The sequence below is a fragment of the Phocaeicola coprocola DSM 17136 genome (assembly GCF_000154845.1).
GTDB classification, from domain to species: Bacteria; Bacteroidota; Bacteroidia; order Bacteroidales; family Bacteroidaceae; genus Phocaeicola; species Phocaeicola coprocola.
In genome coordinates this window covers 1-14,609 of sequence record NZ_DS981506.1, presented here as the reverse complement: position 1 = coordinate 14,609, position 14,609 = coordinate 1, and the positions used below count along the sequence as shown (strand labels likewise).

Below are 14,609 nucleotides of genomic sequence, written 5' to 3'. Positions count from 1 at the left end.
GGTGAAATGAAGGGTCAGTAGAAATTTAGTGGGGATTATTTTTTATACTCGTAAAGTATTGCTTACTTCGCATTATGAAAAACGATTATTTGAATATGCTAGCCAGCCTCGTGTTGCCGGCTCAGATATTAGATTACTTTCTTATCTCTGGAGTTGAACAAACCTCTCAAGAGATTCATATTAGTCTGGATGAAAAGATGAATTCCAAGTTAAGCAATGACGAACATTTTGAATCCAAAGGTTTTATGGAAGCTGTTAATGTGACAGACTTTCCCATACGGGACCATAAGGTAATCCTCAAGATCAGACGTCGTCGTTGGACGGACTTGCGCACAGGTAAAAGTTTCAGTATTCCCATCGACCTCGATGTTGTAGCCAAGGGAACCAGATACTCCAAAGAATTTGGGGCTTTTTTAAAAGAAACGTATGGAGACATCCCCAGTGACCTGCCGTACGCTTGAGGAATTCTATCATATAGATGGTCATACATTTGAAAACAGTACAAGGAGGTTCTCAGCGGATATCGTAATTGGGAACAGTTATCCCATGCCGGTGAATGGATGCTGTTTCCGGAAAATATGGGACCGTATCTGGCGATTGACGAGACCTCACTCTCCAACGGTGAACTTTACACCTTTGTAACCAACCGTGATGCCTGTACGAGAGAGTGCTCCCTGGTAGCTGTCGTGGCAGGAACTAAATCAGAGGATGTAATAGCTGTGCTGCAACGAATTGACGAGGAAAGCCGTTATGCCGTTAAAGAAGTGACACTTGACCTTTCAGACTCCATGCGCAAGATTGTACGGACTGCATTTCCTGAAGCCAGCCGTGTGATAGACCGTTTTCACATTCAGAGATTAGCTTGTGATGCTGTGCAGGAATTACGCATCAAACACCGTTGGGATGCCATACAGCAGGCCAATGAGGAAATGGAAGAAGCTAAGCGGAAGAACGAAGATTATGTCCCATACCGATATTCCAATGGCGATACCCGTAGGGAATTACTTATACGCTCCCGGTATCTGCTTTTCAAGTCAGCTGATAAATGGACAGAAAAACAGAAGCAAAGGGCAGCAATCCTATTTGAGGAATACCCTGACATCAAAAAGGCATACGGTTTGTGCCATTCCCTGCGGATGATTTTCTCTAAGAATACCATAAAGGACGCTGCACGTTTGGCTATGGCACGATGGTATAATAAAGTAGAAGAAGCAGGGATGCATTCTTTTAATGTCATTGCTGCTACTTTCTATGAGCACTATGATGAAATACTGAATTTCTACAACCATCGTTCTTCAAATGCGATGGCAGAATCGTCCAATGCAAAATTAAACTGTTCAGAGCAAATCTAAGAGGAGTAGTGATAAGAAGTTCTTTTTATTCCCGCATTGCGAAGCTATATGCGTATCCCCACTAAATTTCTACTGACCCACTAAATTTTCTACTGACCCCGAATATCTCCGGGCAGAAGAAAAGGGGTATTGTGAGGTATAAACGACAAAAGGCCGAATCATTTCGATTCAGCCTTAATATCCTTAAAGTGAGCAATTACTTAAGCCAATTTGCTGATGTGAGCAGCCAATTTTGACTTCAAGTTAGCAGCTTTGTTCTTGTGGATAATGTTACGTTTAGCCAATTTATCCAACATTTTCTGTACGTTAGGGAACAGAGCTACAGCTTCTGCTTTGTCAGTAGTTGCACGAAGTTTCTTCACTGCGTTACGCATAGTCTTAGCATAATATCTGTTGTGAAGTCTTCTCTTTTCTTCTTGTCTGATTCTTTTGATAGATGATTTGTGATTTGCCATCTCGACTAATCTTTAATATTGTTCGTGATTTTGTTTATTATGTAGCCCGTGGGGGAATCGAACCCCCCTTTCAAGAATGAAAATCTTGCGTCCTAACCGATAGACGAACGGGCCATCCTTAGATTCAGGATTATTCCTGACTTGCTTTTCGAGGACATATATCTCTCGATTGCGGATGCAAAGGTATGAAGAATTTTCATTCCTGCAAAACTTTCTGTGATTTTTTTTATTAAATCATTTGCAGTTTGTCGGGGTACGTGAAATTTTGGTTCGGATAGGTGCGATTTTTACTCGTTTGGTCATGGAAAACAACCGTTTATTCCTTTTGTATAGCTGAGCTGGTTTAGTTTGATTATTGAAAGCTTGTATATTTGCAATATATCAGAGTGTCCGGTTTCTTCGGGGAAAGAATAGGAGAGACTCTGAAAATCTGAAGTCGCTCTCTCTCTTATTAAAGTTTTTATAAAATGGTTGCCCTGCATGATAAATAATTACTGTTATTTACATGCAGGGATTTTTGCATTATGTGTATCTTTGCCTCCGTTATGTTGCAAAAATACGTTGGCATAGTTCTTCATACGGTAAAGTATAGCGACAAGGCAAATATCGTGCATGTCTATACCGAGCAGTCGGGCAGAATGTCTTTTCTGATTCCGGCACAGCGTTCTCGTAAATCAGCTGTAAAGCAAGTGCTTTTCCAGCCTTTGTCTGTCGTGGAATTTGAGGCGGATATGCGTCCTCGTTCCGGTATTCATCCCATCAAGGAGGCAAAAGCCTGGTACGTCTTTACGTCATTGCCTTATGATCCTTACAAATCGGCAATAGCCATGTTTCTGGCAGAATTCCTTTATCGTGCATTGAAGGAGGAAACTACCAATATTCCTTTATTTGCCTATCTGGTTCACTCTGTACAGTGGCTGGATGTTTGTGAAACCAGTTTTGCCAATTTTCATCTGGTCTTTTTAATGCGACTTTCCCGTTTTCTCGGGCTTTATCCCAACGTTGAAGAGTATTCTTCCAGCGACTATTTTGATTTGCTGAATGCTTGCTTTGTTTCTTCTCAGCCTTATCATGGCATGTTTGTTCGTCCGGAAGAGGCTTCTCATATACGTACTTTGATGCGTATGAATTATGAAACAATGCATCTGTTTGCTATGAACCGGATGGAGCGGAATCGTTGTCTGGATATCATCAATGAATATTATCGTTTACATTTACCTGACTTTCCGGAGTTGAAATCGCTTCCTGTTTTGCAAGAATTGTTTTAGATGTATAGCCTCTGAAAGTAACTCGGATAAAATAACAGGAAGTTTTAGAAAAACATCGTGAATTTTTCGGAAATTCATCGAGATCTTTTTTGAAAAATTGTACAAAAAAAGAACATTTTTTTATGACCTTTTCGTTGACTTATTTGCTTTCGCTATATAAGACATAACACCTTGTTTTCTAAGCAATAAAAAAAGATACGGAACTCTCATGGAAAGTTCCGTATCTTGTATAAGGTTTAGTCTAACTTTTCTGGATGGAGGAGAATTACTGCAACAATTCTTTTACTTTTGCAGAAATAGCACGTCCTTCGGCAAGTCCGGCCAGTTCTTTGCTGGCAACACCCATAACTTTTCCCATATCCTTTCCGCTAGTTGCACCAACACGTGCAATGATTTCTTTCAATTTAGCTTCCAGTTCTTCAGCTGAAAGTTGTTTGGGAAGGTATGCTTCGATGACACGTACCTGAGCCATTTCTTCTTCTGCGAGATCTGCACGGCCTTGTCCTTCGTAAACGGCAGCAGAATCTTTTCCTTGTTTTACCAGCTTCTGCATAATTTTCAGTGCAGCTTCATCGGTCAGTGTATCATTTGCTCCCGGAGCTGTTTTAGCTTCCAGGAAACACTTTTTGACATTGCGCAAGGTTTCCAGTCTGACCTTGTCTTTGGCTTTCATTGCCTCTTTGATATCGTTGCTGATTTGTTCGAATAAATCCATAGTAATATAGTTATAAAATTGTAGTTCGTTTCTTGTTTAGAAAGTAATGGTCATAGAGCCATTCTCGCTATTGTCCAGCTTAGGGGTTGAGCTTTCTTCGGCAACGGCTCTCGACTGGATACTTTCGAGTACAGCTTTTGAACGCTTGTAGGTAGGAGTTGTTTCTACCATGCTGATGATATCATCATTGTCCAGATCTTCTTGTGTGAAGATATAGATTTTGTAGTTTCCTTTCTTCCGGTTGTTTTTATAACTTCCCGGATAGAAATCATCACGGCGTTCGGCCTTCTTTTGTTCTTCTTCCTCTAATTCTTCCTGACGTTTTTGTTCTTCTGCAGAAAGTTTGTTGTTCATTCCCGGCACATCTTTGATGCCAAATCCGGTTGCAAGGATGGTAAACTTCACCTTATCTTCCAGATTGTCGTCGATGTACAATCCCCATTTCGTTTCTACATCTTTGCCGAAGCGGCTCATGAATTCGTGTACCTCATTCATTTCTTCCATCATCAGGTCGCTGTTGCTGCTATATGAGATGTTGAAAAGAACTTTCTTAGAGTTGAAGATATCGTTGTTGTTCAGTAATGGTGAGTGCAGAGCATCAGTAATGGCTTGGGTAACTCTTCCTTCTCCATATCCGTATCCAGTACTCATAATAGCCACACCTCCATCTTTCAATACTGTTTTCACATCATTGAAGTCGAGGTTGATTTTACCACGTATTGTAATGATTTCTGCAATACTTTTGGCTGCAACAGAAAGGGTATCATCTGCTTTTCCGAAGGCATTCATTACGCTCAGGTCGGAATACACATCGCGCAGGCGTTCGTTATTGATAACGAGCAACGCATCGACGTGCTTACTCATTTCTTCTACACCGTCGAGTGCCTGGTCTATCTTTTTATTTCCTTCAAAAAGGAATGGAATGGTAACAATGCCGACAGTAAGGATTCCCATATCCTTGGCAGTCTTAGCAATAATTGGAGCAGCACCCGTTCCGGTTCCTCCTCCCATACCTGCTGTAATAAAAGCCATCTTACAGCCATCATTCAGCATGTTTTTTACGTCTTCCAAACTTTCGTTGGCTGCATCGCGTGCTCGCTCAGGTCGGTTTCCCGCTCCAAGGCCTTCACGTCCCAATTGAAGTTTTATAGGTACAGGCGACTCGTCGAGTGCCTGATTATCTGTATTGCAAACCACGAATGTGACATCGTGGATTCCTTCTCTATACATGTGGTTGACTGCGTTACCGCCACCACCGCCTACACCGATTACTTTAATGATACTCGGTGATCCACTTTGGAAATCGAATGGCATAATTGTTTCGTCAGACATAATTCTTCCTTTTCTTTATGCGGTGAATATTTAATCTTTCATCATCTCGTCTGCTCCGTTTTTTAAAGCGTTTAGCAGTCGCTTAAACGGATTATCCTCTTTAAGTTTTTCTATTTCAGCTATCATGGATGTTATTTCTTCATCCTTTTCCTGCACGTTCAGGCTGCGGGCCTGTTCCAACTTGGCAAGTGCGTCTTTGTATTTCTTGCGATTCATCTGACGGTGTGCTTCAGTAATCAGCGTTTCGCAATCGTGCAGACGTTTCTGGGCCCGTTCTAACTCCTGACGTATCTTAGCTTCTTCCAATTGGCGGATACGTTCTGCCTCGGCTTCTTTGGCTGCTTTTTCTTCAGCTGCTTTACGCTCTGCTTCAGCTTTCAGGCGAGCTTCTTCTTCTTTCTTTTGCAAGTCGTCGATAAAGTCTAACTGATGTCCCTTGCGTGGATCTATCTTACAGCAGTTGTCTTTTCCTGCAGCCAGAAGTCCAATCAATGTATTACAGCTTCCATCTTGCGGAATATTAATGTCCCCTCTCAGTTCGATAGCTCCATTTTGCGCAATTCGTATCTTCTCAATCTTTGTGATATTGAAGAAAGCTTTGTCCAGATTAGGTAACTTGGAGGCTCCTCCTGTCAGTATGACACCGGCCAGCAATTTATCGCTATATTCTGATAGGATAATCTGATTCCATACATTTTCCAGTATTTCCTTGACACGTGCTTCGACGATGTCTTCGAGTTTATGAGCACGGATGCTGCATTTTCCGTCGATGCTGTATTCTTTGCCTAACTCATCTTCATTTTCACTAGGTTCTGTGTAGGCACAAGCATAATGAAGCTTAAGTTGCTCTGCATCTTCTTCTTCTATTTGCAGGCTACAGATATCTTTTGTTATATTGCTGCTTCCCAAAGGTATGACAGCCAGATGGCGAAGCAAGTTGTTTTTATAAACCGATACAGTAGTTGTATCTGCACCAAAATCTACGAGGGCACAGCCAGAACGTTTCTCACTTCCGGTGAGTACAGCGTTGGCCGTTGCCAATGGAGAAAGTAAATATTCGGCAACTTCATATCCGGTTTGGCGGAAACATTGACGTATGTTGCTCTTTAGTGAGTTACGTGCAATAATATTCAGAAAGTTTCCTTCGATGCGGTCTGTCTGAATACCCACTGGTTCTGTAGTAAGCTGGTTGTTTCCCAGTTTATATTCTTGAGGTTCGACAGCTAAAATTTCCTGATCCATCAATGTTATTTCACGGTTGCTTTCCATAATAGCATCGATGAGAGCCTGAGATATTTTAGTTTCTTCTGTCAGTTGCTTTGTTTCTGTATGTCGAATGCTTCTTACCGACTGTCCTCCGATACCCACATACACTTTTTTTATAGATGCATGTAAAGTCTCTTCCAATTGACAGATTACTGCACTGAGGCATTGCGTCGTTTTGTCCAGATTGTATATTGCTCCTTTCTTGATACAATCGGATGAGCGTTCGCTGGCATATGCAAGAACCTGGATGCTTCCGTCAGCATTCTTCTTTCCCGCAATACCTGTTATTTTTGCCGATCCCAGCTCTATTGCTGCTATAAAGTCTGTTGCTGCCATATCTTATTTCTCCTTTTTGGTACAAATAATCTGATTGTTAAATTCAATGCTGATCCGTTCGTATTTGTTCCATCCTACCCGGTTCAGCGCACTTTGGTAGAATGTTCGCAATTTACTGAATTTTTCTTTATAATTTCCAGGTTTCCCTAAAAAGAGTATATGTTCACCTACTCGGGGAACCAATTCCAGTTCTTGTTTGGGAGTTACATTGATTTGCTCAATTTGTGATTCCCAGAATTTGTCCGATTGTAGGAATTTTCCCAACGGGTATAATTCTGTTTGGGCAAACTTGCGGTCTATGAATCCGGTTGCAACAACTACATGAACCGATTTCCCGGCTGCGGTCATTATTTTTCCGGCATTATCTAAATAGTAATTGTCTCCGTTGCTGCTCATGACTCGCATGACAGGAACTCTTTGATAAATGTCAATAGCCACCTTGCCTCCTGATGTAAGATAGCACTCTGCATTTTCGATAAAGGGATGGTTGGAAAGAAATTCCTCCAGCTGGCGCACATTTATGCTTGAGAGTTGCTTGCCCTCAGGGTATATCTTTCCTTTTTTCAGAATCTCTTTGACTTCTTTATCCGTAATAAAGCCGTAATCAATACTATCTTTGACAGTCAATTCCATACCCTTGCAAACCTGATCGGCAGGCTTGCTATTAAATGTGGTAACGGCTAATATTAAATAAGCTGTTGCCAGTAATAATGTGCAGAGTATGAAAATTCGTTTTATCATTTGTCTTTTAATAATTCGTATATCTGTGGTACATAGTTTTCTATATCTCCGGCTCCTAATGTTATAAGAACATCAGTCTTTTTGTGTTTTATGACTTCCAGTAAATTTTCTTTAGAACACATACTTTTTTCGATATCAGGGCGTAGGTTATCATAAATTAATTTGCTGGTTATACCTTCTATCGGTAATTCGCGTGCCGGATAAATATCAAGCAGGATAACTTCGTCGAGAAGTGACAAACTGTCTGCAAAATCTTTATAGAAATCGCGAGTACGTGTATATAGATGAGGCTGGAAAACAGCTGTTATCTTTTTATCAGGATAAAGCATTCGTACAGAAGATATGCTTTGCTTGATTTCTGCCGGATGATGGGCATAGTCACTGATAAACACGATTCGGTCATTTTTCAGCTTGAAGTCAAATCGGCGGTCTACTCCCCGGAAACCAGGCATCGCCTGTTTGATCTCCTCGTTTGTAGCTCCTCCTATTTGTGCTAAGGCCATTGCAGCTATTCCATTTTCGATATTGACGTAGACAGGAACTCCTAATTGTATTCCTTTTATATTACCCAATGGAGAAATGAAGTCGAAATAAATTTCTCCGTTTTCGATCCGGATGTTTTCTGCATGGAAATCCCCCTCTTCTGTGGAATAGGTATATACCGTCACTCCTGGTTGTACAGCTGGGTTGAGATCGATCCCTTTTTTTATGATAAGGTAACCTTCCGGCTGAATTAGAGAGGTATATTTCTGAAAACTTTCTACATATGCTTCGTGAGTACCGTATATATCCAAATGATCTGAGTCTGTTGCAGTGATAACAGTCGCATATGGAGTCAGCCAATGGAATGAACGGTCGAATTCATCGGCTTCGATAACAACAAAGTCGCTTTTATCGGACAGCAACAGATTTGTGTGATAATTCTTTGATATTCCTCCCAGAAAGGCATTACATCCTACATGAGAATGATCCAGCAGATAGGCGGTCATTGTGGAAGTTGTTGTCTTTCCATGGGTACCCGCTACACAGAGTCCTTTTTCTGTACGTGTAAGCATACCCAATACTTGAGCACGTTTTTGTATTTCAAATCCATGCTCACGAAAATAGTTAAGCTCTTTGTGGTCAGCAGGAATTGCAGGAGTATATACAATCAAAGTCGTTTCCGGATTCAGAAAATCATCTGGAATGAGTGAAACGTTTTCTTCATAATGAATAGCTGCTCCTTCTTTAATTAATGTTTCGGTCAGTTCACTTGGTGTACGGTCGTAGCCGCCTACCTTTTTACCTTTTGATAAAAAGTAGCGAACCAGAGCACTCATACCTATACCTCCTGCTCCGATGAAATAAACAGCTTTCAATGTATTAACGTTCATGTTCTTTTTTATATTTTACAGCTAGCTTATAGACTTCGTTTGCAATGACATTTGCAGAATCCTTAAACGCTAGCTTGGCTATGTTCATACTTAAATTTTTTAATGTGTCCGGCTGCGATACAGTTGCTATTGCCAGGTCGAGGAGCTTTTGTGTAGCTTCTGAGTCTTTAACATATAGAGCTGCCCCTTTGTTGACTAAAGCAAGTGCATTTTTAGTCTGGTGGTCTTCGGCTACATTCGGCGAGGGAACGAGTATGACTGGTTTTTGCAGTAGGCAAAACTCAGAAATCGATCCTGCTCCGGCACGGCTGATAACCAAATCGGCTGCGGTGTATGCTGCTGCCATGTCTGATATGAAATCAGTAGTGTGCAACATCGGAATTTCTCCAGCTTTCGCTACTGTAGCTTTAGCTTCGTTGATGTAAAACTTACCGGTTTGCCAGATAAACTGAACTCCGGAGTTTTTAATCTTTTCCAACCCTTGCATAACACAATTGTTTATTGTGCGTGCACCCAGACTACCTCCGACAATTAATATTGTTTTCTTCTGCGGATCTAATCCAAACGATTGAATTGCTTTTTCACGATCGATGGAACTGTTTAATAACCCTTGCCGTACCGGATTACCGGTAAGGATGATTTTTTCTTTATCAAAAAAACGTTCCATACCTTCATAAGCAACACAAATCTTGCATGCTTTCTTTGCAAGCAGTTTGTTGGTTACTCCTGCATAAGAATTTTGTTCTTGAATCAGCGTCGGGATACCCATCATGCCTGCCATTTTAAGGGTGGGACCACTGGCATATCCGCCAACTCCCACTGCGGCATCTGGTTTGAACTCTTTGATAATTTGACGTGCTTTCAACTGACTGCGAAACAGTTTTATGAGAACACTAAAGTTCTTCAATAAGTTTTTTCTGTCGAATCCGGCAACAGGTAAGCCTATTATTTTATATCCTGCGGCTGGCACACGTTGCATTTCCATACGCCCTTCTGCACCAACAAACAGAATTTCCGTATCGGGATGCTGTTCCTTGATTGCATTGGCTATGGATACTGCTGGAAAGATGTGACCTCCCGTACCTCCTCCGCTGATTATAATCCTCAAATTATCTTTCATAATTTTATATTTTCCTGCAAAGTTAGGAATAAACTTGTAAAAATAATTATTCTGTTTCTATTTTATTTAGCTGCAAAATTACAGGGATAAGAAGCTCTATTCTTTTTTAGATTTCTCCATTTTGCTCTTTATTCTGCGATTCATTTAATGTTTGTTCTTTTGCAAGATTAGCTGCATTTTGCAGCAATGTAACTGCAGCTTCTTGTATTTGTTTTTGCTTTTCTGCTTCTTCCTGCTCTTGTTGTTTCTTCAATTCATTTACGTGACGGCTGATGCTTAATATGATGCCGATGTATGCACAGTTGACCAGCGTGGAAGTACCTCCTTTACTGATTAAAGGGAGAGGTTGTCCGGTTACCGGCATGATGCCGACAGCCACCAGCATGTTAAACATTGCCTGTGTTACAAGAAGTAAACCGATGCCCATGACTAAAAAGGAGTAGTACGACTTGTCGCAGTTTCTCGCAATTTTTCCTATCCTCATTAAAAGCCATATGTACAGAAAGGCAACGATGCCTCCGCCTATCAGTCCCAATTCTTCTATGATGATGGCATAAATGAAATCTGAAAAAGCTTGTGAAAGGAAATCGCGCTGTACACTATTGCCTGGGCCTTTTCCTAGAATGTTACTTGTTGCTATGGCTATATTGGCATGGGCAATCTGTCCGTCCCCGTCGATATCGAATTTCTCAGGAGGAACCGTCGATGTGTCAAAATGGTTATCCAAACGGCTTTGCCAGGTTACCATACGATGTAAACCTATTTTATCCCATGTTTCAGAAGGAACATATTTAATTGTGCATAAAGCAAAGATTAGAGCTCCACCGCATATGCCTACAAGCATAGCCATTTGCCGGAGAGGAACTCGTCCGACATACATCATGAGAAATACGCTTCCACATAACAATACGGCTGTGGAAAGATTCTCGGTAATGATAAGTATGCAGGTTATACCCGTAACCCATAGTATGTATTTAAAAGCTTTTGGATTTGCTTGTTTTTCCTCTTGCATTTTCGACAAGATGAATGCAACAGTTATGATTGTTGCCATTTTTGCTACTTCAGAAGGCTGGAATTGAATAAATCCCAAATCTATCCAGCGTTTTGCTCCATTAGTCAAAGCTCCTATTATAAACACGGCAATCAGTAATAGCCATGATATCGGCAATAGTATAATGAATGTTTTAAACCAGCGGCAAGGAATATTGTGGACGATAAGTACTACAATAGCTCCTACCGCCATTAATATCATGTGCATGGTAATAGGTCTCCAGTGATCACCGCTTTTGTAAGTCAGTGTACTAGAGGCGCTGAATACTTCAATGATAGAAACAAGGCAAAGTAATAGGAAAATAATCCATATTACTTTGTCGCCTTTGAATAAGTTTTTTAGCAAATCCATTTTGTCAGGATAATTTTATTATAAATTTCTCACACATTCTTTAAACTGGTCGCCACGGTCTTCATAACTTTTGAATAAGTCGAAGCTAGCGCAGCATGGACTCAGAAGTACGGTTTCTCCTTTTTTCGCCATACGGTATGCGGCATCTACTGCATCTTTCATGCTTTGTACATCGGCGATAGGCAATCCAAATCCATCAAAGAAGTCATGTAGTTTCTCGTTGTGGAGTCCAAGGAATATTAATCCGGAGCATTTTTCTTTCACCAGATCAGCTATTTCGTTATAGTCATTTCCTTTGTCTTTGCCTCCTAAGATAAGCACTGTCTTAGTTTTCATACTGTTGAGTGCATACCAGCACGAGTTGACATTAGTCGCTTTCGAGTCGTTGATATAATCTACTCCACGTACGCGTGTTACTTTTTCCAGACGGTGTTCAACCCCTTTAAAATCACTCAGTGCTTCGCGGATACATTCTTTTCGGATGCCAGCAATATTGGCTGAAATACCGGCAGCCATTGAGTTGAACAAGTTGTGAGTACCTGTCAGGGCAAGTTCCTCTTGTTCCATGTTAAATTCAATTGGCTTGGTAAAGTAGACTTTATTTTGTTCTACGAAAGCAGCCAGTCCTTCTTCTTTCTTTTCGGCAAACGGATAGTAGTGTCCGTGTATTCCATATTTATGCAATTCTTTTTGGATGACTGGGTCGTCGTTCCAGAAAATGAATGCATCATTGTCTGTCTGGTTCTGGATAATACGGAACTTGGCATCCACATAGTTCTGCATTTTATAATCGTAACGGTCCAGATGGTCGGGGGTGATATTCATCAGGACAGCAATATTAGCATGGAACTTATACATATTGTCCAGTTGGAAACTGCTTAGTTCGATAACATAATAGTCATAATTACATTCTGCAACTTGATAAGCCAGACTTTGTCCGATATTTCCTGCCAGTCCAACGTTTAATCCTGCTTTCTTAAAAATGTGATAAATAAGAGAAGTAGTAGTAGTTTTTCCGTTGCTTCCTGTGATACAAATCATCTTAGCATTGGTGTATCGTCCGGCAAATTCGATTTCTGAAATAATCGGAGTGCCTTGTTCCTTCAGTTTCAAGATCATCGGTGCGTCGTTAGGTATTCCCGGACTCTTGATGACTTCGTCTGCATTCAGGATCAGCTCTTCTGTATGACGCCCTTCCTCCCACTGAATGCCTCGTTCGTTTAACATATTCTTATATTTGTCTTTTATTAAAGACATGTCAGAAACAAATGTATCGAAACCTTGTTTCTGTGCCAGCACGGCTGCTCCCGCACCGCTTTCGCCAGCTCCTAAAATGACAATTCTTTTTGCCATGATCTCTTATCTTATCTTTAAAGTTATAATTGTTATTGCTGCTAATACAATAGTGACAATCCAGAACCGAACAGTAATTTTCGATTCGTGAAAGACACTACTTGGAGATGTTATCAGATACGTACAGTTCGGATCAAGTTGTGATAGTGTAGTACGGAAGTGATCGTGTATAGGAGTACGCTTGAAGATTCGGCGTTTAAGTCCTTTCTTCTTGCCACTCTTGAAATATCTTACTTGAAGAATAACCGATAAGTTTTCTACAAGGAAGATACCGCATAATATAGGAATCAGCAGTTCCTTATGAATGATAATAGCAAATACTGCTATGATACCTCCAATAGTCAAGCTGCCTGTATCGCCCATGAATACTTGTGCCGGGAAAGCATTGTACCAGAGAAAACCTATCAGAGCTCCGATGAAAGCACATATGAAGATAACCAGCTCTTCGCTTCCCGGAATGTACATGATGTTCAGGTAGCTGGCATACTCTATGTGACTGGACACGTAAGCCAGTATTCCCAGCGTAACTCCGATGATAGCTGAGTTTCCTGCGGCCATGCCATCCATACCGTCGTTCAAGTTTGCTCCGTTGGACACAGCGGTTACTACAAAAATAGTAACTAGTACAAAAACAATCCACCCAGCCGACTGTGCACTTTCTCCCATAAAACCTACAAAGTCTGCATAATCCAGGTTGTTGTTCTTAAAGAAAGGGATTGTAGTTTTTGTCGATTTTTCGTCTTGACTTTTGTGTACCACATCAACTACATGTCCGTCTTTCTGGATTTCGACGTTTTCGCGGATTACTACATTAGGACTGAGGTAAAGCGTCAGACCGACAATCAGACCAAGTCCTACCTGTCCGATGATCTTAAACTTTCCGTGAAGTCCTTCTTTGTCTTTGCGGAAGACCTTGATATAGTCGTCGGCAAATCCTAGACTGCCTAGCCATATTGTAGTTATCAGCATCAATATCATGTATATATTGTGCAGCTTACCCAGCAAGAGGCAAGGAATAAGAATGGCGACGATAATGATAATTCCTCCCATTGTAGGAACTCCGATTTTATTTACATTAAACGGGTCAATCGAAGCATCACGCTGCGTTTCCGTAATTTGTTTCCGCTTGAGTAACTTGATAAAATATTCTCCGAATATCGCTGATATCAGCAAAGACAGAATGATAGCCATAAGCGAACGGAACGATACGTATCCGAACATACGTGCTCCGGGAAAATTAAGCTGCTCCAGATAATTAAATAAGTAATATAACATGTTGTACTTGTATCAATACTTCGGTAAATTTTTACCGAAAAATTAAAAGTTAAACAATAAAACCGGCAAAAGTCGGTTCGGAAACACTAAAGAGGTCATTGAAATGTTGTCTAAAACGAATGGTTAAGCATGAAGAAATGTGCTGAAAAAAATGTGCTAACCTGCTGATAATAAAGGTGAAAAAGTATTGCATAATTCGCTGGTTTTTTAGTAAATTAGAAGTCTCTCAACTCTTCTGATTATGACTAAAGAAACACTCCTTATGCAATACCAATCCGAGTGCCTGTCGGCTCTCAAATCAGTAGCGAATATACAAAAACCTTTTGAAAAAACGTTCATGGACACCATGAAATTATTCATGGCCATCCCGGATCGTATAAACTTCCTCCAATTGGGCAGATATGGCTGTTTCTCAGAACAGACTTATCGTAACCTTTTTGAGCATGAAACTTTCGACTGGTTTGCGTTCAACGGCTCTATCATCAGCAAGCATCTCACAGGCAAAAGAAAAGCCATCGCCATCGATCCTTCCTATATTCCCAAATCAGGCAAGAAGACACCTTGGATAGGTTACTTCTGGTCCGGTTGTGCAGGAGAATACAAGCGTGGACTGGAAATCAT

The 14,609-nt window shown here is 40.8% G+C and carries 12 protein-coding genes, 1 tRNA gene and 2 pseudogenes; 4 read left to right on the top strand and 11 right to left on the bottom strand.

The window, feature by feature from the left end; genetic code table 11:
• The first annotated feature begins 74 nt into the window (after positions 1–74).
• Positions 75–461 carry an ISAon1 family transposase N-terminal region protein gene (locus BACCOP_RS16405; RefSeq protein WP_007565224.1) on the top strand — a complete coding sequence of 129 codons (387 nt, stop codon included), beginning with the start codon at positions 75–77 and terminating at the stop codon, positions 459–461.
• Positions 427–1,417 (top strand): annotated as a pseudogene (locus BACCOP_RS16400) (ISAon1 family transposase). The gene BACCOP_RS16405 and the pseudogene BACCOP_RS16400 overlap by 35 nt, the downstream one beginning before the upstream one ends.
• Positions 1,418–1,552: 135 nt before the next feature.
• On the opposite strand, the gene rpsT reads toward BACCOP_RS16400, so the two are convergent.
• Positions 1,553–1,807 (bottom strand): 30S ribosomal protein S20, encoded by a 255-nt coding sequence (gene rpsT, locus BACCOP_RS16395; protein WP_007571135.1) that lies wholly within the window; start codon positions 1,805–1,807, stop codon positions 1,553–1,555.
• A gap of 42 nt (positions 1,808–1,849) precedes the next feature.
• Positions 1,850–1,921, bottom strand: a tRNA-Glu gene (locus BACCOP_RS16390).
• A 431-nt stretch (positions 1,922–2,352) separates the two neighbouring features.
• On the opposite strand from BACCOP_RS16390, the gene recO reads away from it, so the two are divergent.
• Complete coding sequence (recO, locus tag BACCOP_RS16385) at positions 2,353–3,075, top strand: DNA repair protein RecO (RefSeq protein WP_007571131.1); 723 nt, start codon at positions 2,353–2,355, stop codon at positions 3,073–3,075.
• A 265-nt stretch (positions 3,076–3,340) separates the two neighbouring features.
• Here the strand turns inward: recO and BACCOP_RS16380 are convergent, their stop codons facing one another.
• The 9 genes from BACCOP_RS16380 to mraY all read right to left on the bottom strand — a co-directional run bounded on the left by BACCOP_RS16380 (position 3,341) and on the right by mraY (position 13,988).
• Entirely contained in the window at positions 3,341–3,790 is a 450-nt protein-coding gene (locus BACCOP_RS16380) for a GatB/YqeY domain-containing protein (protein WP_007571129.1), read from the bottom strand.
• A 36-nt stretch (positions 3,791–3,826) separates the two neighbouring features.
• Positions 3,827–5,122, bottom strand: coding sequence for a cell division protein FtsZ (ftsZ, locus tag BACCOP_RS16375; RefSeq protein ID WP_007571126.1), 1,296 nt, complete (start codon positions 5,120–5,122; stop codon positions 3,827–3,829).
• Positions 5,123–5,152: 30 nt separating this feature from the next.
• The gene (gene ftsA / locus BACCOP_RS16370; protein WP_007571124.1) at positions 5,153–6,724 is read right to left on the bottom strand and encodes a cell division protein FtsA; all 1,572 of its coding nucleotides are present in this window, start codon (positions 6,722–6,724) and stop codon (positions 5,153–5,155) included.
• Between the two features lie 3 nt (positions 6,725–6,727).
• Positions 6,728–7,465: a cell division protein FtsQ/DivIB gene (locus BACCOP_RS16365; protein ID WP_007571123.1), complete on the bottom strand. Its 738-nt coding sequence runs from the start codon at positions 7,463–7,465 to the stop codon at positions 6,728–6,730.
• Positions 7,462–8,838 (bottom strand): UDP-N-acetylmuramate--L-alanine ligase, encoded by a 1,377-nt coding sequence (murC, locus tag BACCOP_RS16360; RefSeq protein ID WP_007571121.1) that lies wholly within the window; start codon positions 8,836–8,838, stop codon positions 7,462–7,464. Before murC ends, BACCOP_RS16365 begins: the two co-directional genes overlap by 4 nt.
• Positions 8,828–9,958 (bottom strand): undecaprenyldiphospho-muramoylpentapeptide beta-N-acetylglucosaminyltransferase, encoded by a 1,131-nt coding sequence (gene murG, locus BACCOP_RS16355; RefSeq protein WP_007571119.1) that lies wholly within the window; start codon positions 9,956–9,958, stop codon positions 8,828–8,830. The genes murC and murG overlap by 11 nt, the downstream gene beginning before the upstream one ends.
• 106 nt (positions 9,959–10,064) lie before the next feature.
• The gene (locus tag BACCOP_RS16350) at positions 10,065–11,360 is read right to left on the bottom strand and encodes an FtsW/RodA/SpoVE family cell cycle protein (RefSeq protein ID WP_007571118.1); all 1,296 of its coding nucleotides are present in this window, start codon (positions 11,358–11,360) and stop codon (positions 10,065–10,067) included.
• Between the two features lie 18 nt (positions 11,361–11,378).
• Positions 11,379–12,713: a UDP-N-acetylmuramoyl-L-alanine--D-glutamate ligase gene (murD, locus tag BACCOP_RS16345; protein ID WP_007571117.1), complete on the bottom strand. Its 1,335-nt coding sequence runs from the start codon at positions 12,711–12,713 to the stop codon at positions 11,379–11,381.
• A gap of 6 nt (positions 12,714–12,719) precedes the next feature.
• The gene (mraY, locus tag BACCOP_RS16340; RefSeq protein WP_007571116.1) at positions 12,720–13,988 is read right to left on the bottom strand and encodes a phospho-N-acetylmuramoyl-pentapeptide-transferase; all 1,269 of its coding nucleotides are present in this window, start codon (positions 13,986–13,988) and stop codon (positions 12,720–12,722) included.
• A 241-nt stretch (positions 13,989–14,229) separates the two neighbouring features.
• Here mraY and BACCOP_RS16335 point away from each other — a divergent pair.
• Positions 14,230–14,609, top strand: a pseudogene (locus BACCOP_RS16335) (hypothetical protein); the annotation flags it as partial.